General features: G+C 68.8%; 23 protein-coding genes and 2 pseudogenes. 20 read left to right on the top strand and 5 right to left on the bottom strand.

Annotated elements, in window-relative coordinates; translation table 11 throughout:
- The first annotated feature begins 30 nt into the window (after positions 1–30).
- From AB0F03_RS17710 to AB0F03_RS17670, 9 genes and pseudogenes are all read left to right on the top strand, one after another.
- Positions 31–540, top strand: a complete 510-nt coding sequence (locus AB0F03_RS17710; RefSeq protein ID WP_037876755.1) for a topology modulation protein — start codon at positions 31–33, stop codon at positions 538–540.
- A gap of 31 nt (positions 541–571) precedes the next feature.
- Positions 572–1423, top strand: coding sequence for a class I SAM-dependent methyltransferase (locus tag AB0F03_RS17705; protein WP_361992274.1), 852 nt, complete (start codon positions 572–574; stop codon positions 1421–1423).
- Complete coding sequence (locus AB0F03_RS17700; protein WP_361992271.1) at positions 1420–2178, top strand: phosphotransferase; 759 nt, start codon at positions 1420–1422, stop codon at positions 2176–2178. The genes AB0F03_RS17705 and AB0F03_RS17700 overlap by 4 nt, the downstream gene beginning before the upstream one ends.
- Positions 2175–2831 carry a histidine phosphatase family protein gene (locus tag AB0F03_RS17695; RefSeq protein ID WP_361992268.1) on the top strand — a complete coding sequence of 219 codons (657 nt, stop codon included), beginning with the start codon at positions 2175–2177 and terminating at the stop codon, positions 2829–2831. The genes AB0F03_RS17700 and AB0F03_RS17695 overlap by 4 nt, the downstream gene beginning before the upstream one ends.
- A complete protein-coding gene (locus AB0F03_RS17690) occupies positions 2828–3664 on the top strand; it encodes an aminoglycoside phosphotransferase family protein (protein WP_361992265.1) in 837 nt (278 codons plus the stop codon). The genes AB0F03_RS17695 and AB0F03_RS17690 overlap by 4 nt, the downstream gene beginning before the upstream one ends.
- 35 nt (positions 3665–3699) lie before the next feature.
- Positions 3700–4698, top strand: coding sequence for an NAD-dependent epimerase/dehydratase family protein (locus AB0F03_RS17685; protein ID WP_361992262.1), 999 nt, complete (start codon positions 3700–3702; stop codon positions 4696–4698).
- Between the two features lie 31 nt (positions 4699–4729).
- Complete coding sequence (locus AB0F03_RS17680; protein WP_361992260.1) at positions 4730–5851, top strand: adenosylhomocysteinase; 1122 nt, start codon at positions 4730–4732, stop codon at positions 5849–5851.
- Between the two features lie 86 nt (positions 5852–5937).
- Positions 5938–6132 (top strand): annotated as a pseudogene (locus AB0F03_RS17675) (NUDIX hydrolase); the annotation flags it as partial.
- A 305-nt stretch (positions 6133–6437) separates the two neighbouring features.
- Positions 6438–7208 carry a 3-deoxy-manno-octulosonate cytidylyltransferase gene (locus AB0F03_RS17670; RefSeq protein WP_361992258.1) on the top strand — a complete coding sequence of 257 codons (771 nt, stop codon included), beginning with the start codon at positions 6438–6440 and terminating at the stop codon, positions 7206–7208.
- A gap of 17 nt (positions 7209–7225) precedes the next feature.
- Here the strand turns inward: AB0F03_RS17670 and AB0F03_RS17665 are convergent, their stop codons facing one another.
- The 3 genes from AB0F03_RS17665 to AB0F03_RS17655 are packed head-to-tail and all read right to left on the bottom strand — an operon-like array spanning position 7226 to position 10126.
- On the bottom strand, positions 7226–8404 hold the full coding sequence (locus AB0F03_RS17665; RefSeq protein WP_361992255.1) for a cytochrome P450: 1179 nt from the start codon (positions 8402–8404) through the stop codon (positions 7226–7228).
- Positions 8405–8408: 4 nt separating this feature from the next.
- On the bottom strand, positions 8409–9584 hold the full coding sequence (locus AB0F03_RS17660) for an MAB_1171c family putative transporter (RefSeq protein ID WP_361992252.1): 1176 nt from the start codon (positions 9582–9584) through the stop codon (positions 8409–8411).
- Positions 9581–10126 (bottom strand): regulator component, encoded by a 546-nt coding sequence (locus AB0F03_RS17655; RefSeq protein WP_361992250.1) that lies wholly within the window; start codon positions 10124–10126, stop codon positions 9581–9583. Before AB0F03_RS17655 ends, AB0F03_RS17660 begins: the two co-directional genes overlap by 4 nt.
- 354 nt (positions 10127–10480) lie before the next feature.
- Here AB0F03_RS17655 and AB0F03_RS17650 point away from each other — a divergent pair, with 354 nt between their 5' ends.
- Positions 10481–10945, top strand: coding sequence for a helix-turn-helix transcriptional regulator (locus AB0F03_RS17650; protein ID WP_361992247.1), 465 nt, complete (start codon positions 10481–10483; stop codon positions 10943–10945).
- 27 nt (positions 10946–10972) lie between these two features.
- Positions 10973–11326: pseudogene (locus AB0F03_RS17645) on the top strand (hypothetical protein); the annotation flags it as partial.
- Between the two features lie 43 nt (positions 11327–11369).
- Here the strand turns inward: AB0F03_RS17645 and AB0F03_RS17640 are convergent.
- A complete protein-coding gene (locus AB0F03_RS17640) occupies positions 11370–11816 on the bottom strand; it encodes a Secondary metabolite protein (RefSeq protein WP_361992244.1) in 447 nt (148 codons plus the stop codon).
- A gap of 431 nt (positions 11817–12247) precedes the next feature.
- Between AB0F03_RS17640 and AB0F03_RS17635 the strand changes: the two genes are divergently transcribed.
- From AB0F03_RS17635 to AB0F03_RS17595, 9 genes are all read left to right on the top strand, one after another.
- Positions 12248–12574, top strand: coding sequence for a transcriptional regulator (locus AB0F03_RS17635; protein ID WP_361992241.1), 327 nt, complete (start codon positions 12248–12250; stop codon positions 12572–12574).
- Between the two features lies 1 nt (position 12575).
- A complete protein-coding gene (locus tag AB0F03_RS17630) occupies positions 12576–13595 on the top strand; it encodes a hypothetical protein (RefSeq protein ID WP_361992238.1) in 1020 nt (339 codons plus the stop codon).
- Entirely contained in the window at positions 13595–14299 is a 705-nt protein-coding gene (locus tag AB0F03_RS17625; protein WP_030624100.1) for an ATP-binding protein, read from the top strand. The genes AB0F03_RS17630 and AB0F03_RS17625 overlap by 1 nt, the downstream gene beginning before the upstream one ends.
- Positions 14300–14417: 118 nt before the next feature.
- Positions 14418–14984: a WhiB family transcriptional regulator gene (locus AB0F03_RS17620; RefSeq protein ID WP_361992235.1), complete on the top strand. Its 567-nt coding sequence runs from the start codon at positions 14418–14420 to the stop codon at positions 14982–14984.
- The gene (locus tag AB0F03_RS17615) at positions 14981–16048 is read left to right on the top strand and encodes a DUF2637 domain-containing protein (RefSeq protein ID WP_361992233.1); all 1068 of its coding nucleotides are present in this window, start codon (positions 14981–14983) and stop codon (positions 16046–16048) included. Before AB0F03_RS17620 ends, AB0F03_RS17615 begins: the two co-directional genes overlap by 4 nt.
- Before the next feature lie 102 nt (positions 16049–16150).
- On the top strand, positions 16151–16375 hold the full coding sequence (locus AB0F03_RS17610) for a hypothetical protein (protein WP_361992230.1): 225 nt from the start codon (positions 16151–16153) through the stop codon (positions 16373–16375).
- Complete coding sequence (gene mobC / locus AB0F03_RS17605; RefSeq protein ID WP_361992227.1) at positions 16372–17037, top strand: plasmid mobilization relaxosome protein MobC; 666 nt, start codon at positions 16372–16374, stop codon at positions 17035–17037. Before AB0F03_RS17610 ends, mobC begins: the two co-directional genes overlap by 4 nt.
- Positions 17037–18809: a mobilization protein gene (locus tag AB0F03_RS17600; RefSeq protein ID WP_361992806.1), complete on the top strand. Its 1773-nt coding sequence runs from the start codon at positions 17037–17039 to the stop codon at positions 18807–18809. Before mobC ends, AB0F03_RS17600 begins: the two co-directional genes overlap by 1 nt.
- A gap of 106 nt (positions 18810–18915) precedes the next feature.
- Positions 18916–19320, top strand: coding sequence for a hypothetical protein (locus AB0F03_RS17595; protein WP_361992225.1), 405 nt, complete (start codon positions 18916–18918; stop codon positions 19318–19320).
- Positions 19321–20282: 962 nt separating this feature from the next.
- Here the strand turns inward: AB0F03_RS17595 and AB0F03_RS17590 are convergent.
- Complete coding sequence (locus tag AB0F03_RS17590) at positions 20283–20441, bottom strand: hypothetical protein (RefSeq protein WP_361992223.1); 159 nt, start codon at positions 20439–20441, stop codon at positions 20283–20285.
- Between the last annotated feature and the right edge of the window lie 97 nt (positions 20442–20538).

The following is a 20538-nucleotide window of genomic DNA, read 5'->3' as shown; positions in this document are numbered from 1 at the left end:
GACACCCGAACCTCTCTACGCTGGAGCACCATGAAGAAGGTCGCCATCGTCGGCTGCGGAGGCAGCGGCAAATCCCACGTGGCCCGCGAACTGGGCAGGATCCTCGACGCCCCGGTGACACACCTGGACGCCGCGTTCTACGACGACGAGTGGAACGCGTTGCCGATGGACAAGTTCACCGACGTCCAGCGCGAGCTGGTCGCGCAGCCGCGGTGGGTGATCGACGGCAACTACAACTCGACGCTGCAGGTACGGCTCGAAGCCTGCGACACGGTGGTCCTGATGGACGTGTCGACCGTGGCGGCGCTGTACGGGATCTTCTCCCGGCAGATCCGGCACGGGGCCGGGCACAAGGGCAACGGGGTGCACAACCGCATTCACTGGGGCGTGATCAAGTACGTCGCCACGTACCGGCGCAAGATGCGGCCCCGCGTGATGGCGAAGATCGAGGAGTTCGGCTCCGGCGCCGATGTGGTGCTGTTGGCCAACCGGCGCCAGACGCGCCGCTGGCTGCGGAAGGTCGCCGCCGAGCAGTCCTGACCGGCCCGCGCCCCCGGTCAGGGGGTGCGGCATGAACGAGCCCAACCCGTTCCTGGACCCCGCCCGGCAGTCGGAGCTGTACGGACACGCCTCGCGGCTGGCCGGGCGCACCAGCGCCCTGATGCGCGCCAAGACCGCCGGACACCCGGTGCCCGAGACGATCGTCAGCCTGGTACAGACCCACCACACCCGGCCCGACCGGCTCGGCGTGGTGCTCGACATCGGCTGCGGTCGCGGCACGAGCAGCCTCGTCATCGCCGAGCAGCTCCGGCCCCAGCGCGTCGTGGGCCTGGACGCCGCCCCCTCCCTGCTCGCCCAGGCCCGCGAGCGCGCCAAGGACCTGCCCGACAGCACGGTGGACTTCGTCGAAGGCGACTTCCACGGCCTCCCTCTGCCCGACGGGTCGAGCGACATCGTCGTCGCGGCGTTCTGCCTCTACCACTCGCCGCGCCCCCAGGACGTCGTCGGGCAGATCGCCAGGGTCCTCGCCCCCGGTGGTGTGGCCGTGCTCGTCACCAAGGGCCTCGACAGCTACCGGGCGATGGACCAGCTGGTCGCCTCCGCCGGCCTCGATCCGCGTGCCGCCCAGCACGAGAGCCTCTACACCGCAGCCCACAGCGGCACCCTCGCCGACGTGGCCGCCTCCTCGCTCGACGTGATCGCCGTCCTGGACGAGGAACACGTCTTCACCTTCGAAGGCCACGACCACACGGCGCAGTACCTGGCCACCAACCCCAAGTACGACCTGGCGCCCGGCCTGTACGGCAACCCCGGTGCCCTGGCGGCGACCCTGCACGAGTTCCTTCCCGACCAGCCGCTGACCACCCGGTCCCGGATCACCTTCGTCGTCGCCCAGCCGAAGGAGGGAGGAGAGCCGGCATGAGCCCCGCCTCGTTCACCAAGCAGTACGCGGAACCGGAGCGCGCGGCGGGGGCGGTGCGCCACTACCGGTGGCTCACCGCGCACGCCAAACCGCTGCGGCAGCCGGCCCTCCACACTGCCGGACCGCAGTCCCTGACGTTCGAACGGATCGAGGGCCGCCCCGTACGTCCCGAGGACCTCCCGCGCGTGGCGGAACTGCTCGGCCACGCCCACGGTGCCGCCTGGGCCAGCGACCTGCACTCCGCGTCGCTGGACACCCCGCACCACTTCGAGGACGGCACGCAGTTCGACGACTACCTCGGTCCCCGGAAGGTCGCTCTGCGGCGACGCCAGGAGCAGGGCTACCTGCCCAACAAGACGGCCCTACACGCGATGCTCGGCCTGCTGCAGGCGACCGCCGAGGGCCCGTGCGCCTTCTACAAGGACAGCAACCCGCGGAACTTCATCATTACCGCACATGACATCGTCGCCGTCGACACCGACGACCTGTCCCTCGCCCCGCTGGGCTACGACCTCGCCAAGCTCGTCGCGACGCTCCACCTGACCTACGGGCCGCTCACGGACCAAGCCGTCACTACCGCCCTGCTCGCGTACAACGCGGCAGCCCGACGCTACGACGCCCGGCTGGGCACGACGGACCGGGGCCAGCTCGACAGCTTCCTGGGCCTGCACGCCGTGCTCACCGCCCCGTACGTCGGCCGCAACGGCTACCACTACAGCCTGCCCCTCCGTTTCACGCACCGAGGAGCCTCATGATCACCACCGAACTCGTCTTCGTCCGGCACGGCCAGGCCCAGTGCAACGCCGACGGCCTGGTCGGGGGCCCGCGTACCTGCACCGGCCTGACCAACCTCGGGTACGCCCAAGCCGAACAGGCCGCACGCCGCCTGGCCACCGAGCACCTGAAGAAGCCCTTCGACGTCATCTACACCGGCCCGCGGATCCGACTCGTCCAGACCGGCGAGATCATCGCCCAGACGCTCCAGATCCCCGTGCACCACGACGACCGACTCGATGGACCGGTCCACGGCGACGCCGACGGCCGGCCCTGGGACGCGGTGAAGACGGCCGCCGACGGCGGCCCGCACGCCCACCCCGACACGCCCTGGGCCAACGGCTCCGACACCTGGAACGGGTTCCTGGAGCGCGCCAGCAGGAACCTGAGCCAGCTCATCAAGGAGAACCACGGCAAGCGCGTCGTCTTCGCCGCCCACGGGGAGACGGTGATCACCGCACACACCCTGCTGCTCGGCATCCCGATCGGCTCGCCCGCCGGATTCACCCACAACCACGCCTCCATCACCCGCTGGCAGCACCACTGCAACCGCCTGGGCCAGACCCGCTGGATGCTCGACCGGCACAACGACACCGAGCACCTCAGCCTCCTCACGCCGGAGCCGACCCCGTGATCGCGACCTCGCGCGACCCCCGGATACAACTGGCGCACCTCATCCTCGGCACAGTCGACATCGCAGCGGACCCCGCGCTCCCGCCCCGCGTCGTACGCCTGGTGGCCGGCGACGGGCGTCAGTTCATCGCGAAGCAGCACGCGGAGCGAGACCGGTACGCCGGAGAACTCCACGCCTACGGGGCGTGGGTCACTCATCTGACCGGTCATGCACCGGTGTTGGTCGGCCGGGATGACGCCACCCGCACCCTGCTGCTCACCGCACTCGCAGGCGACCGCGCGGACACCTTTGCTCCGGGCTCACCCGAGGAGGAGCTGGCCCACCACGAGGCCGGGCACGTGCTGGGCAAGCTGCACCGAGCCACGACCATGCCCCAGGGCGGTGCCGTCGGCGCCTCACTCGCCGAGCGGTTCCAGGAGTGGATCGACCGGGCCGTCCACGCCGACCTGCTCGACGCGGCCGAGGAGAACCTGCTGAAGCACCACGCGGTCATCCTGGGCGCCAGCCACATGGACAGCGCGATCTGCCACCTCGACTACCAGCCGCGCAACTGGCTGCTCGGCGACACCTTCGGCATCTACGACTTCGAGCACATGCGACGCGACGCCCGGGTCCGCGACTTCGCCCGGCTCGAATTCCGACGCTGGCAGGCCGCACCCCACCTTCGCACCGCCTTCTTCGACGGCTACGGACGCTCACCCAACGACACCGAACGCTGCCTCCTGGAGTCCTTCGGCGCCATCGAGGCGGCCACAGCCCTGGTCAAGGGCCACCAAGAGAACGACGCCGCCCTCAGCGCGCACGGCAGAACCGTCCTGTCCCGGCTCACCTGACCAGCCCCTTAGACGACACCCCTCTGGAGACCCCCGTGCCACAGCACGAGCAGCCCCCGACCAACGCTTCCCCTCGACGGGCCGTGGTGACCGGCTCCGCCGGATTCATCGGCTCCCACCTCGCCCTCGCCCTCGTCCAGGCTGGCACCACCGTGATCGGCGTGGACCGCCGAGACCTGTCCACCGACCCGACGGCCGCCGCCAACCTCGCCGCGCTGCGGGGCCGCCCGGGATACCACCACGTCACGGCCGACCTCCTCCACTGCGCGATCGACCCGCTCCTGATCGACGCCGACACCGTCTTCCACCTCGCCGGCATCCCCGGCGTACGGCCCTCCTGGGGACCGCAGTTCGGCGACTACCTTGCGTCCAACGTGCTGGCCACCCACCGCGTCCTCGAAGCCTCCACCCGGATCGGCGTCCCCCGACTGGTCGTAGCCTCCTCCTCCAGCGTCTACGGCCCGACCGACGGCGACGCGAGCCGCGAGACCGACCGCCCCAACCCCGCCTCCCCGTACGCCGTGACCAAGCTGGCCGAGGAGCAGCTCTGCCTCGCCTACGCCGAGCGCCCCGTCGGCCCCAGCGTCGTCGCCCTGCGGTACTTCACCGTCTACGGCCCCCGGCAGCGCACCGACATGTTCACCCACCGCGCCCTGTACGCCGCCCTGACCGGACAACCCCTGCGCCTTTACGGAGACGGTCACCAGCGCCGCGACTTCACCTACATCGACGACGTGGTCGCCGCCACGATCGCTGCCGGCACCGTCCCGAACGCGCACGGCACCATCAACGTCGGCGGTGGCTCGAACGCGTCCCTGCTGGACGTGATCAACATCGCCAACAGCCTCGCCGGCCGCGAGATCCAGCTCCACCAGGACCACGTGCGCAACGGGGACGTCCTCCTCACGCGTGCCGACCCCGGCCGTGCGGGAGAGGTCCTCGGCTGGCAGCCGCGCGTCGACCTCCACAGCGGACTGCGCGCCCACATGCAGGCTCTGGCCACCCCAGTACCGGACTACAGCCGTGCCGCCTAGGCGCACCAGTCGGATCACGAGAGGAGTGCTCATGGAGACCCCCGAGCGAGCGCGGCTGGACGCCTTCTTCCGAAGGATCACCGCGCAGTTCCCCGCTGGCCAGGCGATCACGACGTTGGTCATCACACACCTGCTCCAGGAACGACCTGCGTTCTTGCGCGCCATGACCGCGGTGTCCACGATCGGCGCTGTTCTCCCCAAGCCCCGGTCGATCCACCAGCCGACCCTCGACACCGTCCGCCGCACCCTGCCGGTCCACGACCTGAGCCGCGAGCGATTCACCGACGAGACCCAGGCCCTGCACTACCTGGAGGACACGGCCGGCGGCCAGGACGTTGTCCTGGTCGACATCGGCGGCTATTTCGCAGCGAGCCTCGACACCCTCGTGGACAAGTTCTCCGGCCGCATCCTCGGCGTCGTCGAAGACACCGAGAACGGACACCAGCGGTACGCGGCCCTCGGCTCGCTCCCGTGCCCGGTCGTGTCCGTGGCCCGCTCACCGCTCAAGGACTGCGAGGACCACCTCGTCGGCCGGTCCATCGTGTTCTCTACCGACGCCCTCGTCCGCGCCCGCGGGGACATCCTCACGAGCCGCAGCGCCTGCGTCATCGGCTTCGGCAAGATCGGTCGCTCGATTGCGCAGACCCTGCGTGCCCAGGACCTGCGCGTCACCGTGTACGACAACGACGCGGTCAAGCGGGTACAGGCGCACGCCCTCGGCTTCCACACCAGCGCGTCCACCACCGAGGCCGTTCACGACGCGGATCTCGTCCTGTGTGCCACCGGCAATCTCGCCCTCCGGCACGAGGATTTCGCCGCCCTGCGCAACGGCGCGTACCTCGGATCGGTGACTTCCTCCGAGGACGAACTGGAACTGGGCAGCCTCGACGACCTCTACGAACGTCAGCCCGTCGGACCCCAGTTGACCCGGTACGAGGTCACCGGCCACTACTTTTACGTTCTCGCCGACGGCGGTGCCGTCAACTTCGTGCACGGCGCCGCCGTCGGCACCTACATCCACCTCGTCCAGGCCGAGATACTCGCCGCCACCGCCGCACTCAGCCACGCCCGGCTCCAGCCCGGACTGCACGAGATGTCGGCGGCCGACCGCGACACCATCGCCAGGACCTGGCTCCGCCACTTCGAAAGGTGACCTCGTTGCCACCCTCCACCGGACACGTCCGCACCGTCACCGAGGCGTACCTCGCCCGCCACCCGGACGAGCGCGCCTCCCTGACGATGCTCTTCGACGTACTCGCGGGCACGGACGATCCCACCAGCCGCAAGACCTTCCCCGCCCACGTGACCTGCAGCGCCATCGTCATCAACGGTGAACGGCACGTGCTCCACATCCTGCACAAGGCGTCCGGGAAACTTCTGGCACCCGGCGGGCACAACGAACCGTCCGACCAGCGCCTGCGCGACGCCGCCCTGCGCGAACTGCACGAGGAGGCCGGCATCCCGCCGAGCGCCGTGGTCCCCCTCGTCGGCCACGAGGACATCCCCCTCGACATCGACGTGCACGCGATCGACGCGAACCCGTCGAAGAACGAGCCGGCCCACCATCACGTGGACTTCCGCTGGGCCTTCCAACTCGTGACCGATCAGGCGGTGACGCTGCAGGAGGAGGCGACGGCTACCAGTGGCGGCCGTTCGCGACCACTTCCTCACCCACCGTCCGCGCCAAGCTCGCCCAGCTCACCTGAAGCCTGCCCGAACCCGACCACCAGGAGGACGCCGTGGCCGCCACCACAGCCCGCCAGACCGACGCCCAACGGCGCCGGCACATCGCCGTCATACCGTGCCGCTGGGGTGCCTCCCGCTTCCCCGGCAAACCACTGGCCCTCCTCGGCGACAAGCCGCTGCTCTGGCACGTCCACCAGCGCTGCCTGGAAGCCAAACGCCTTGACGGGGCCATCGTCGCCACGGACGACGAGCGCATCGAAGCGGCGTGCCGCAAACTCGGCATCGACTGCATCCGCACCGGGGAGCACCTCACCGGCACCGACCGCGTCGCAGAGGTCGCCGAACGTCTCCCGGCCGACGGATACATCAACGTCCAGGGCGACGAGCCGTTCATCGCACCCGGTGCGATCGACGCCATCTCGGAAGCTCTGGAGCACCTGCCTCCGGGCACGCTGGCCGTGAACGCTTACACCGAACTGGTCGACATCGCCGCAGCCCTGGACAACAACGTCGTCAAGGTCGTCGTCGGCGCTCAGGGCGACGCCCTGATGTTCTCGCGCCACCCCATTCCCTATCCGAAGGGGGAGCGGCCGAAGTACACGCGCCAGCTGGGCCTCTACGGATTCGCTGGCCTCTCTCTCCAGCGCTTCCGGCAACTTCGGCAGGGGCCCTTGGAGCGCGCAGAAGGAGTGGAGATGCTGCGCTTCATCGAGCACGGCCACGCTGTACGGATGGTGCCTGTCAGGGACGACGGCGTCGCGGTGGACACTCCAGACGATCTCGCGCGAGCCAGCATCCTGCTCGCCCAGTACGCAGAAGCATGACTTGTACTTGCCACCTGCTACACCAGGACAGGAAGAGTTGTCAGTCCGCGAACGAGACGGGTGCGCCGCCAGTCCAGTTGGTCAGTTGGCGCGGCAAGCCGGATTCCGGGAAACCGAGTCAGTACCGCTCGGAGGGCGATCTCCACCTCAGCTTTGGCCAGGGGAGCACCGACACAGCGGTGGATGCCATGGCCGAAGCTGAGATGAGCGGCGGCGTCTCGGTCCAAGTCGAGCAGGTCCGGCGACGGGAACCGCTCTGGGTCGCGGTTGGCGGCTCCAAGAGCGACTAGTACCGGGACACCGGCAGGGATATCGGTACAGCCGAGCGTGACGGCCTCCGTGGTGAACCGAAAGGTTGCTGTACTGACGGGAGAATCGAACCGAAGCAGCTCGTCCAGCACGGCTGGGACATCGTCCGGATTCTGCCGAAGGCGATCCAGCTCGGCACGGTGCTGGAGCAGCGCCAGGGTGGCGTTTCCGAGGAAGTTGGTGGTGGTCTCGTGCCCGGCCACAAGCAACAGCACCGCCAGCGAGACCAGCTCCTCCTCGCTCAGATGGTCGTCTCCGTCGCGCTCCGAGATGAGCCGGTCGAGAAGAGAAGCGCCGGGGGCCAGGCGCTTGGCGGCGATGAGGGTCGTCATGTAGTCGGCCATGGAATGCGAGGCCGCGTCGATGACGTCGGACTTGCCTGCCGCGAACAGCTCTCCTGACCAGCGTTGGACGTCGGGTCGGCCCTCCTTCGGAACTCCGAGTAGCTCGCAGATCACGATGACCGGCAGCGGTACCGCCAGGCTGGCCACGAAGTCGAACCGCTCTCCGACGGGCCACTGATCCAGCAGCTCGTCGGTGACCCGGGCAATGAACGGACGCATGTCCGTGACTGCCCCAGTCGTGAACGCTTTGGTCACCAGCCTGCGGAGGCGGGTGTGCTCGGGCGGGTCGCTGGCCAACATTGTGTGCGCCACCGCAGGGTGTAGTCGACGCCGTGACCCGTTGCCCGCGAAGAAGGCGGCAGTGTCCTTCGAGAGCCGTGCGTCGCGGAGAGCTTCCCTCGCTTCCGCGTGGCCGGTGACCAGGTAGCTGATGTGCCCACCGGACCCAGTGGGCACGGACTGCACCGGGCACCTGGACCGCATGGCCGCATAGGTGGGGTAGGGGTCCTGGAGAAAGCGGGGGTCTTGAGTCGGGTCGGTCATGCCATCAGGCTCCAACCGGCTCTGGCTGACTGTCATCGGCGACACGCCCAACTCGGTGCGCGTAGGCGTCGGCCACCAGGAGGAGCCACTCCGTGTCCGCACGGAGGTCCTTGCGCGAGGCGGCCTCCGCCGACGGCAGGGCAACCTTGTCGGCGTACCGGCCGGCCTTCGAAGCGGCCAGCGCTGCCTTCACGACAGCCGCCTCGACCGCTGCGGCTCCCGCCTCTGTTCCAGCGTCGAACGTGCCCTGGGCCACCTCCTGCACCCTGCGGGACCGGTACGGACGAAGGGCGAGGATGCCGTCGTTGATCTCTATGACCCTACGTTGGAGTAGGAAGTCCGAGTCGTTCGAGGCGGCCTCGTCGAAGGCCGGGTCGATATTCGGCATCGCGGCGGATAGGTCCTGCCAGAGAGAACTGAGGGCTTCGCAGGATTGTGCCTCCCAGCGGCGACGTTGGGCCTGGCTGACCGGGTAGACGACAGCCGGCAGGGTGAGACCGACGCAGATCAGCAGGACGGCGAGCGCCGGAGACGTCACGCTGAAGACGCACGGCGTAGACACGAGCGACGAACACTCCGAATGGTCGGACACCAGGTGGAAGCCCAGGCCCAGGGAGATGAGGACCGTCAGCTTGTACACCGCGTAGACCAGTGCGAAGACGCACCCTGCTGCCGCCATGCGCAGACCTATCCGGACGCTGCTGCGGCGGGTCGACCTCGACTGGCTTACGGCCTGCACCAGGAAGTCGACGATGGCAAAACCGAGGTAGGAGATGAAAAGCAGCAGATAGAGCGCATACACCTGCGGAGAGCGATGCGTCATCTGCTCGTACGTGAACAGCACGGTCATGCCGAGGGCAGACGTGGCGAAGAGGACGAGACGCAGCCGGACTCGCCGTTGCGCTTCTGCGGGTTCCAGGTTGAGCTGGAAGGAGACAGCCAGGACCGCTGTGGCGGCGGCCAGTGAAGCACAGTTGCTCAGCAGCCGGGCGACGTGCGGCACGACGCCCTCAACGGCGTTCTCGAACAGCGGGGCGTAGGTGGCGAAAGCCAGGGCGAACGAGCCGAGGAGCGCGCCCATGGCCCATGTGCCGGTCGGACGGGGCGTCCCTCGACCGAGGACCCAGTAGGCGGCAGCCGCTGCGAGCAGGCAGGCCATGCCAAGGAAGACGGAGTTCATCGTGAGCGGAACCGAGCTTTCTTGATGGGCTGGGAGAAAAGCGCGTCCCAGCTGTCCGATCCCCTCGTCGGCTGATGAGAAGGGGATTCGCGTTCACGGTAGATGCGCTGGCGGATAACCGTCGCCATCATTTCCGCTTCGCGTTCGTCGGCCGTCGAGTAACTCGTGCGTCCCGACATGCGCATCACTAGCGTGGGGTTCACCCCGAGAGCCTGTGCCGTATCCGCGTCGACCTGCAGGCTTCCGGGGTGGTCGCAGAACACATGGCACAGTTCGTGCGTGAGAATGTGTCGCTGGTGGTGGACGGACGTGCCTTCCTCGTAATAGAGGAGGTCGGCGGACGGCGTCTCGACCCTTATGCCACAGGGCGCTTCGACAGCGTCGAGCGTGCTCAACGGTTTCAGGATGATCGGTTTCCCGCGAAGGGCGGCTATCGCCTCGCGCAGTTCGCGCGTGCTGAAGCGATGCGGTAGGTGCAGGAGATCTACCTGCTCCTCACATGATTTGCGCAGTCGACTCTCGTCGATTTCTGGAAAGGGCATGGAAAGCCCCCCTCGGCCTCGGCTGTGCACCAACTTGCTACTGAGCGACAGCCAAGAGGATGCCAAGAAGAAGGGGGAACTCACGCTTCCCGGAAGCGTCAGTTCCGGTTACGGATGGTGACTTGATCCCTGTGAGGAGGATGGATGAGTGCCAGGCTGGAGGATTCCTTCGACCTTGATCGACAGTGGGTGAAGCCCGTGATCGCGGGCCGCTGTGGCTCACGACGCAGATGATTGAACGGTCGACTATCCGTTATGTCTGACTACGCTGGATGACCATTTCATGATCTCTTGATGCTGTCTTCGGGCGTGTTGTGCTGCATGTCACTTCATCATGGGATCTAATCTCGGGTCATGGACTCTCGGGGCGGGCAGGTCGAGGGCGACGAACCTGACGGTGAGTCCCTGCCTGAGCTGCTGCGATCATGGCGGAGCCGCACGGATCCCCGCGAGATTATGGGCCTGGCAGCCTCGGGGCGCAGGAGTAAAGGGTTGACGCAGCGTGACGTGGCTCGTCTGACCGGAGTGAGCGAACGTTGGTACGGCGCACTGGAGCGCGGCACCGAGGCCAAGTACTCGGCCGACTTCCTCGATCGGCTCTCGTCGGCGCTGAGGCTGAGCCCGGCAGAGCGTCGCGCGTTGTACCTGAGGGCGGTCGGTCGTCCGCCGGCACTTGCCTCAACGCCGGATGTATACGCGGCAACAGATGTGGACGAGGTGCTGCTCCAGCAGTTCCTGGACAATCAGTCCCCCGCTCCCGCCTTCGCCACGGATCTCGCATGGAACGTGATCGGCTACAACGAGCCGTTACTTGATTAGTTTCCGTGGGCTGTCTACCAGCCCAATCAGATGCGATGGGCTTTTCTGGAGCCGGAGGCTCGTGAGCAACTCGTGAACTGGGAACAGGACTGGGCCCGCCCTTTTCTCGGGCAGATCCGCTATGAGCGGGCGCACCACCCGAAGAGCGAGTCCCTGCGGCAACTGGAGCGCGACATCCTCGCGGGATCGCCAGCCGCGCGACAGATGTGGGATCGTCGCGAGATGGTTGAGCACTCCCACGGTGCTCTGCGCCGACTCAGGATTCCGTATCACCAAGGTCGGGAAGTCGCTGTCCGCATCGTCGCCCTGCGACCGATGCGCAGCGACCTCCTCCGAGTGATCGTGCTGCTGGAAGGCCGCCACGGAAGCGATGCCGTCTGACCGTGGCGGAGGGCCGAATGCCGCGGTTCGGACGGCACTGAACTCATTCGTCGTCGAGCAGCCCGGAGGCGTCCGCCTCCTCCGGCATTCCCTCCAGCCGGCGAGCCTGGTCGATCACGGTGTTCAGCATGTGCAGGCTCGACGTGCTGAGCCCGTTGGCGCGCAAGGCGACCCGGCGCACCCCCTGGTCGCGCATAGCGGCAATCACCTGGATCTCTGCACGCTGCCGTTCGGCCTCTTCCCCGTCGAAGAAGTAGCCCGGGTTCACCCCGAAAAATCCGGCCAACGCTCGGATGGTCTGCATCTTCGGGTTCGTGTTGGTTCCGGTGCGGAGCTGCTGGATGGCGCTTGCGGAGACGGCCACGCCAGAGGTGTCGCGGATCCCCTGTGACACCTCCGCGTACGTGTACGGACCGCGCCCCTTCGGATGCACCTCCCGAAACAGGTAGTCGAGCAGCTCCGCGAAGGTGCGCTCGTTCTTCTCGGTCATCCCCAACCCTTCGTCATGACGACCATCCTATCCACTCCAGTGGTGATCACGACTAGCGTCGCCTCGCGCGCCGACATTGCAGTTGACGCAAGGGCGCCACTGCGGTGTACGTTGACCCAGGAGTTCGTCCAGTTCAGTGTTCCATGCCTGGTCGGAGCAGGTGTGGAGAAGCTGGACTTGTGCCAGCGGTCGCCATACGGTTCTGGTCCCTGCACCAGCAGATCACCGGCCGGGGACCGGCCAGGAGGGGAGGGGTGATGTACGCACAGGGGCCATGACGCCCACCGGGGTGGATGAGAGCGGCGCCCGGGAGCTACCAACTCCCAAGCGCCGGGCCGGCACCCCGAAGAGTGCCGATTCACATCTCGCGGGCAGCGGGGCTTTTGCACGAGAACCGCCACACCGCACTCCTACGAACAACGGAGTATCGCATGCTCGCCATACCGAGTGGTACCCCGGCCTGCCCGGATACCGACCGCCAGCGTCACCTCGCAGCCCGGCTCGCAGACATGGTCCCGGGCGCGGCCACTGTCCGGGTCAGCCTCAACGACCCGAAGGAGGCGTGGCCCCACCCGCACGCCATCGTCAAGGACGAGGCTGGGGAGACCCTGGAGCTGGGGCCAACGACCGCAAGGGTCGCAGTCCGCTGGATCCTGCGAGCCTGGCCGGAGGCGGACTGGACTCGGCCGCGCACCTTCGACGTCGCCGCCGCGCCCCTCACCCACAGCGACCTGGTCGCCGCCGGTCGGGGCTGCTGACATGGCGCGGATACGAACCATCAAGCCGGAGGCGTTCGTCTCCGAGTCGCTCGCCGAAGTCAGCGTCGAGGCAGAGCGCACCTTCTTCGGCCTGCTCACCCAGGCCGACGACCATGGCCGCCACCGGGACAACGCCGCGATCATCGCGGGGCTTCTATGGCCCCTGCGCGCCGAGCACACCTCGGTCCGCGTCGAGGACGACCTCCACCAGCTCGCGAACGCCGGACTGATCTGCCGATACACCGGATGCGACGGCCGCCTCTACCTCCACATCGTGACCTGGTCCGAGCACCAGAAGATCGACAAGCCGAGCCAGTCGCGCCTGCCCTCGTGCCCGCAGCACCAGGCTGCCGACCGGTGCGCCCCCTGCAAGGGCTCCTGCTCCCGGAGGGAGAAGGGCTCGCCCACCACTTCCCGAGGACTCGCTGAGACCTCGGCGAGGGCACCCCGAGCCCTCGATCTGCCCGCCGCACCCTCCTCGACGGTGTCGGAACAGGCAGACGGGCCAAGCGCCGACCGGCAGGACGCTGCCGATGGAGCCAGCAGCGCACCCGGGCGGACCGGAGTTAAAAGTGCAGGTCAGAGGGTTGTCTCCGGCGGCTCCCCGAACCTTCCCCGAAGCCTCCCCAAAGGCTCGGCGCCTGGATCTAGGATCTTGGATCCTGGATCTCTTGTCCCTACGGGGCGCACAGCGCCCGCAGCCGGCATCTCCGCCAAGGACCTCGTCGGGGAGTACGTCGCCGGGTGCGACCAGCGTCCCCCGAGCGACGTGATCGGGCACCTCGGCCGGATCATCAAGAAGCTCCTGGACGAGGGCATCGCACCGGCGCACATCCGAGCCGGGCTGGCGAACTTCACGGCCAACCCCAAGCACCCGAGCGTGCTGACCAGCATGGTCAACGAGGCGATGAACGCTCGCCCCGGCGGTTTGGCGCGGCCGGGAATCCGGCCTAACGTGCCCGCCCACCAGGCGTGGACCAACCCGGCCAACGCTTCTGCCGCCTACGCCGAGGAGCTGTGATGCACACCCGTCACCGCGAACCCCAGCTCCTCGGCAACGAAGCCACGCTGGAGCGCATGGCCCGGATCCTGGCCGCCCGTAACATCGACCCGGCGGACGCTGCGCTGCCGGACGACGCCGAGCCCTTCTCACCGCTGGACGCTCTGCTCGCCGGGATGCCCCCGCGCTATCAAGCGGCTGTCGCCGACCATCCCACGGTCCTGGAGTGGGTCCGGAAGGTCACCGACGCGGCCGTCGCCCCCAGCCGTGGAGCCCGACGACAGGTCACCACCGGCCCTAGCTTGCTGATGGCCGGGGTCGTCGGCGCGGGCAAGACGCACCAGGCGTACGGCGCGGTCCGAGCGCTGGTGCAGAGCGGGGTCGGCGCGCGCTGGCGGGCGACCACCGCCGCCGACCTCTACGCCGATCTCCGCCCCCGGCCCGGGGTGGACAGTGAGCGGGAGCTGGCGGCCGTCAGCCGGTGCCCGCTGCTGATCATCGACGACCTCGGCGCGGCCAAGGCGAGCGAGTGGGTCGAGGAGATCACGTACCGGCTGATCAACCGGCGGTACAACTACGAACTCCCCACGCTGATCACGACCAACCTGGCGATCAAGGACCTGCGTTCCTACCTCGGGGACCGAGTCGCCAGCAGGCTCGCGCAGATGACCACCCGAGTCGAGTTCGAGGCCGTCGACCGCAGACGCCACAGCGCCGCCGCCTGACCCTCCACAGGCCACCCCGCCGGACCGCGCCCTCGCACCGCCGTCCCCCCGGGCACCTACCGCCAGCGCACCTCTCCGCCGACGCCCCTGCGCGCGGAGAGCGATCGGAGCACCCCGCATGACCAGCACGATGAACTGCCCCGCCCAGCACCGTCAGCTCGGCGACCAGACCTGGCAGGCCGACGCCGTCTGCCAGAGCACCGAGTACAACCCGGTGGACCCCGAAGTCTTCTTCCCCGAACCCGACGAAACCGCCAAGATCGCCACGGCCAAGGCCCTGTGCGGCCAGTGCCCGGTCCGGCGCACCTGCCTGGACGCGGCTCTCGAAGGGGGCGACACCGACGGGATCCGTGGCGGCCTGACGGAAGAGGAGCGCGGGCCGCTGCACGACAAGCTCGCCAGCCGCCTCGACTACAGCCGCGTCAATGCCACCATCGCCGGACGCGACGTGCACCTCACCCATACGGAGCGCCGCGCGGTCGAGTACGCGGCCTACCGCCACGGGGTGAGCGAACAGCGCCTGGCCTGGCTTCTGAAGGTCACCGAGGAGCACGCCAAGAAGCGGTACCGCGAGATCCGCCGGGCCGAGCGCAACCGAACCCTGAACCAGCCCACCACGAACACCACACCCCCCGAGACCAGCGGCGAGCGCCTGATCCGCGACGACTTCGGGACGGCGGCATGAACATCGCAAGCGCGTCGAAGACGGCGCACATATCCGGGTGGGACCGCGCGGCTGTCGTGGCGCTCGGGGGCGCGGGGTGCGCGCTGTCGTACGACGCCCTGCAGCAGATGGCCGTGGCCATCCACATCCGAGGCTTCCTTACCTACCTGTTCCCCCTGGTGATCGACGGGTTCATCGCCTACGGCATCCGAGCCCTCCTGGTCCTGCGCAACGCACCCCTGCGCGCCCGGCTCTACGTCTGGACGCTCTTCGGCACGGCCACCGCCGCCAGCATCTGGGCCAACGCACTCCACGCGGTGCGCATCAACCAGGACACGGTCGCCGGCACCGGCCTCCAACTCGGTGACGCGGTGGTCGCGGTGCTCTCCACCATCGCCCCGCTCGCACTGGCCGGAGCGGTCCACCTCTACATCCTCATTGCCCGGGGCCCGGTCGAGGACTCTGGCCGGCAGAACCTCGGTCAGCCCGGTCACCTCGGTGAGACCGACCGGAGCGACGCCATCGAGGTCACCCGGATCGACCGAGCCGGTCAGCAGCGGTCAGCGGCCGGTCAGGTCAAGTCCGGTCAGTCGGTCACCGCTCTGACCGACCGGCTGCCCCTGTCCCCGACCGACGAGGACACCGCCGCCCGGTCAGTGACCGGAGACTCGACCCCGGCGACCAGCGGCCAGTCGGTCACCGACCACCACAACCGCAGCCACGGTGCCCCTGACCTGCCGGGACAGGCGGACAAGGGCCGGACGGTCACTGACCGCCCCAGCAGCGCGTCCCCGGTCGGTGATGACCAGGACAGCCCGGCGGCGGTCAGTGCCCCGCCGGTCACCTCGCCGCCGGTCACTGACCGGGCCGCTCGGCCGACTGGTGACCGGCGTCCTGACCCGGACACCGAGGAGCTGCTGGCGATCGCCCGGTCGGCGGTCAGGGCCGAGGACAAACTGACCCGCAAGGTGGTCGCCCAGGCGATCCGAGGTCAGCAGATCCCGCTGTCCAGCGACACCCTGACCGCGCTGATGGCCCAGCTGCGCGAGCAGCACCGCCAGCCGGTCACTTCCTCCCGGCCCTGACCGAACCTCCACGGAGTGGGTGACCGAACCGGTCACCCCGGCCGGTCACCCACTCCGCATGTCACCGACACACCCCGCCACAGCAGAAGCGGAGAGCACCCGATGCGCATTCACCCGGCCACGCCCGCCGAAGTCGACTCCTGGCTGACCGTCCTGCACCAGCACGGACACCTCCACCGCGCCCAGTCCGGCCCCGACACCACCTGGATCGTGCAACGCGAGCAGCACGACCGGCCCTGGACCCTGCACCACCCCGTCCTGGCCATGTACTGGATCGAGGAACTCGTCCGCGAAATCCAGCAGCAGGACCCGGAGACGAGCCGGTGAACACCAACGACCCGGTGGCCACCTCCGCTGGACAGCAGCGTGACCCCACCACGGCTCCTGGCGGAGCAAGCTATCGCGTACGACGGTCCTACGGCCCGACGTACGCACTTGCCCCCGCCCAGGAGGGCGGGGGAAGCCCGGCTGGTCCCCGAGCGAGGGCGCACGGGTACCAGCCGGGCAACCGGCACCAGGGGGCGCCGGTCACCGGGGGAGAAGCCGATCGCGACGATCACCGCGAGCAGCCGAGCCCGAGCACGCCCGCCTACCCCGACCGCAAACCGCGCCGCCGCACCCGCAACCCCAGCGAGCGCACCCGCAAGACGACCACCCGCCTCTCCGACACCGAGAAGACCGAGATCGCCGAGGCCGCCACCAAGCGCGGCGTCACCGTCGCTCGCTTCCTCGCCGTCTCCGGCCTGAGCGCCGCCCGCGGATGCGCCGCCGTGCACAGCAACGACCAGCTCGACACCGTCATCGACGAACTCGCCGCTCTGCGCACCGCGCTGGCCCGCATCGGCAACAACATCAACCAGATCACCTTCGTCCTCAACAGCGGTGGCCAGCCGCGCGCCGGTGAACTCGAACAGGCGCTGGGCGCGCTGACCGGACTTCTCGCCCGCGTCGATGACGCGGCGAACGACCTGGTGACCCGGCGGCTGTGATGGTTCCCGACATCGGACGCGGCTCCCGCACCCACGGCCTCCTCGTCTACCTGTACGGCCCCGGACGGCGCGAGGAGCACACCGACGCACACCTCGTCGGCTCCTGGGACGGCTTCGCTCCCGACCCTGGCCGCGACACCGGCCTCGACCCCGACCCGAAAGTCACCCTCGCCCGGCTTACCGCCGCCCTGGACCTGCGGGTCAAGCAGGCCGGCGACCGCGCACCCGCCAAGCACGTCTGGCACTGCTCGGTCCGCACCGCCCCCGGGGACCGGCGGCTGGACGACGAGGAGTGGAACGCCGTCGCCCAGCGCATCGTCCACGCCACCGGCATTGCCCCGGATGGAGACTCCGACGGCTGCCGGTGGATCGCCGTCCGCCACGCGGAAGACCACATCCACGTCGTCGCCACCCTCGTACGCGGCGACCTGCGCAACCCGCGCCTGAACTACGACTTCAACAAGGCTCAGGCCGAATGCCGCCGCATCGAGAAGGAGATGGGCCTGCGGCGCCTGAACGCGGGCGACGGAACCGCAGCGAAGAATCCCAGCAGCGCCGAGAAGTTCAAGGCCGAGCGCACCGGCCGCCCGGAGACCTCGCGCGAGACGCTCCGCGAGGCCGTTCGTCGAGCCGTGGCGGGAGCGGATTCGGAGGAGGAGTTCTTCACGCGGCTCCGAGAAGCGGGGGTACGGGTGAAGCTGCGACACGCACCGTCCGGTGACGCGCTCGGCTACAACGTGGCCCTGCCCGGCGACCGCAACCGCGACGGAGCCCCGGTCTGGTACCCCGGCTCCAAACTGGCCCCCGACCTCTCCCTTCCGAAGATCCGACTACGCCTCACCGACGGGGCCGTCGAGCCGAGCGCGCCCGCGGTCGGCGCTGACCGGACTAACTGGTCACCGCCCGCCCGTCAACGACGCAACGCCACCGTCATCGCAGAGCGCTCAGCCACGCTCCTGGAACGCGACGAGGACGGCGAGGCCGCCCCCCAGCTCGTCGGCGTCGGAGAACTCCTCGACGCAGTGGCCCAGACCTCACCGGCCACCACCCGCACCGAGCTGGCCGCCGCAGCTCGCGCCTTCGAACGGGCAACCCGCAGTCATGTCCGCGCCGAACGCGCCGACACCCGCGCCCTCCGCTCAGCCGCCCGAGGCATTGTCCAGGCCGGCGGAGCGCTCGGCCGAGGCGAGGACGGCGGCACCACCGCCATGCTTGTCTCCACCCTCGTCCTCGTCACCCTCGCCGCCGCCCGCTGGCACTCAGCCCGCGGACACGCCCAGCAGGCCCACGCCTCCCGACAAGCCGCCGCGCACCTACGCACCGCCTACCGCCAGGCCGCCGCCACCCCGATGCGCATGCTGCACGACCAAGGCCGCGCCCTTCCTGACGCCCAGCGCCTCATGCACGAGGCCACCCTTCGCGCCGTCCTGCCCGAGAAGGTCGTACGGGCAGGAGGCACGGAAGCGAGGACCGACGCCTTGGTCGCCACCCTCGCCCAGGCAGAGCGGGCAGGCCATGACTCCGAAGCCCTCTTGCGCCAGGCCATCGACATGCGCGAACTCGACAGCGCCGACGACGTGAACGACGTCCTGGTCTGGCGCCTGCGGCGCATCGCCCAGCTCCCGGCACACCCGGGTGACGGTGCCCGTCGTCCGCAGGCCGCCACCCGCCAGGCCACCGCGCCGAGCAGCCGCACCAGTGAACGAAACGCGACGGCAGCCGTACCGCTCGGGACTGCTCAAGACCCCAATCGCCGCTCGCCACGTCGCTGACCACGTCGAACCGGACGTAGACCACCGTCCGAGCGGACGCCGCGAAATGTATGGACAGCCGGTTCCACTGGCTGTTACGGATGAAGACAGGACCGACAACCGGGAGATGACGCTCGTGCTCAGAACCACCACCCGCACCACGGAGCCGGCACCCGTCCTGCCCGTCGTCCCCACTGGTACCGACCCCCTGCTGCAGCTCCAGGCCGAGACTCGGTCGGCCGACGGCCCCGGGGCAATCCGCTGCGTCGGCCACTCACGCGAACTCGCTCTCGGGGGCATCCCCGTGATGTGCTCCGCCTGCAGTGCCCGACGCGACTGGCTGCTCATCAACCACGGGCGCAACGTCTGGGTCCGCTGCCGGTGCGGCAACCAGTGGCTCGAACCCGAGATCGGCCGCGCCGACTTCGACGCCCTGGTCGGTGGTCCATACGGGCAGACCTACCCGAGCGTCCAGGCGGGATTGGCCGCCCTTGGATTCGACGGCACTTTTGTAGGCGCTTACCTAGATTAGGAGTTATCCAGAGGCAGGCCGTAAGACGTGGAACGCAGCCTGATGCTTCGAGCCCTTCGACATCGAACTGCGCCACCAAGCAATAGAGTTGGCTTCATCTACCTGGACGATGAATACCTGGCTCCCATCGAGCAACAGTACTGGTGCGCCCACGTAGACCCACGCGGGTTTGGGGATGCGGCGGTGGCGTTGTGTCGCAGCGCGTGGTCCCGTAGGAGAGGGTGCAGGTACCAGGGGCGCCGTGCCGAGATTTCCTTTACGGGCCGCTTCTTGTTCTGACGGAGGCTTTCGTTCACGGTGGGCCGGGACGATGACGGTCGTTCCCTCGCGCTCATCGGCTATCAGTTCCCACCGTCTTGGGAGAAGAAAGTGCATAGGAAATGGGGAACCTACGCCGAGAGGCACGTCTCCTGTATCCACAGCCTGCCACGCCCAAGCCCCCTCCTTCCGCTGCCAGTCGCGAGCGAAGGTGTTGACGAGTTGAGCGCCCGGTGGAAGGTCAAGCCCAGCTACCCGCAGGCGCTCGAGCATTCGTATGACAGTGAGTGTGGTCACCTAGCCCCTTCCGACAGCTTTGCTCCCAGTCGAACGCCATGGGCAGAGCCTACGAGGGCCGGGTACAGGTCAGCCAGACGGAGTGGTCTCCTGCTGGGGGGAGTTGTGCAGGTCACTGTGAAACCCCCGGCCGACCGGCCTCCAGTTCTGGAACGTGGACGGATTCCAGCGGGGACGGTCCGGCACGCTGGGGTCGTCGGGCGAGGGCAGGCTGCCCCGGCTCTTGCGGCTGCGGGGCGCGCCGACGCTGATACCCAGGTGGGCGGCGACCTCCGGGTCTCCCAGAGCCTCTGGTCGTCGGCCATGGTGTCTTCCTTCGTCGGGTCGAGCGAACGCGCCGAACGGGTGGACGTACGACGAGGCCGCCCCTGCCTGAGCGGCGTGGGGCGGCCTTCGGCGGTTCTCGGTCAGACTCCGGCGAGCCGATTGGAGAGGTCGAGGGCGTTGGTCGCGAAAGAGAGGGCAGCGCACAGGCCGGTCACCTCGTACAGGATCGGACGGACTAGGCACGGCCAGTCGTCCGGGGCGGCGGGCCAGGAAGCGAGGCGCACCTCGGCAGTGGTCAAGCCTAGGCCGTTTCGTTCGGATCATCTGATCGTTGGTTCGGGTGTGCCGTTGACTGACGCGCAGTGGGCGCGGATCGAGCCGTTGCTTCCGGACCGG

The organism is Streptomyces sp. NPDC028722 (assembly GCF_040637655.1).
Classification (GTDB): domain Bacteria; phylum Actinomycetota; class Actinomycetes; order Streptomycetales; family Streptomycetaceae; genus Streptomyces.
Note: the sequence above shows the minus strand (reverse complement) of the source record. Positions and strands in the feature narration are given on the sequence as shown.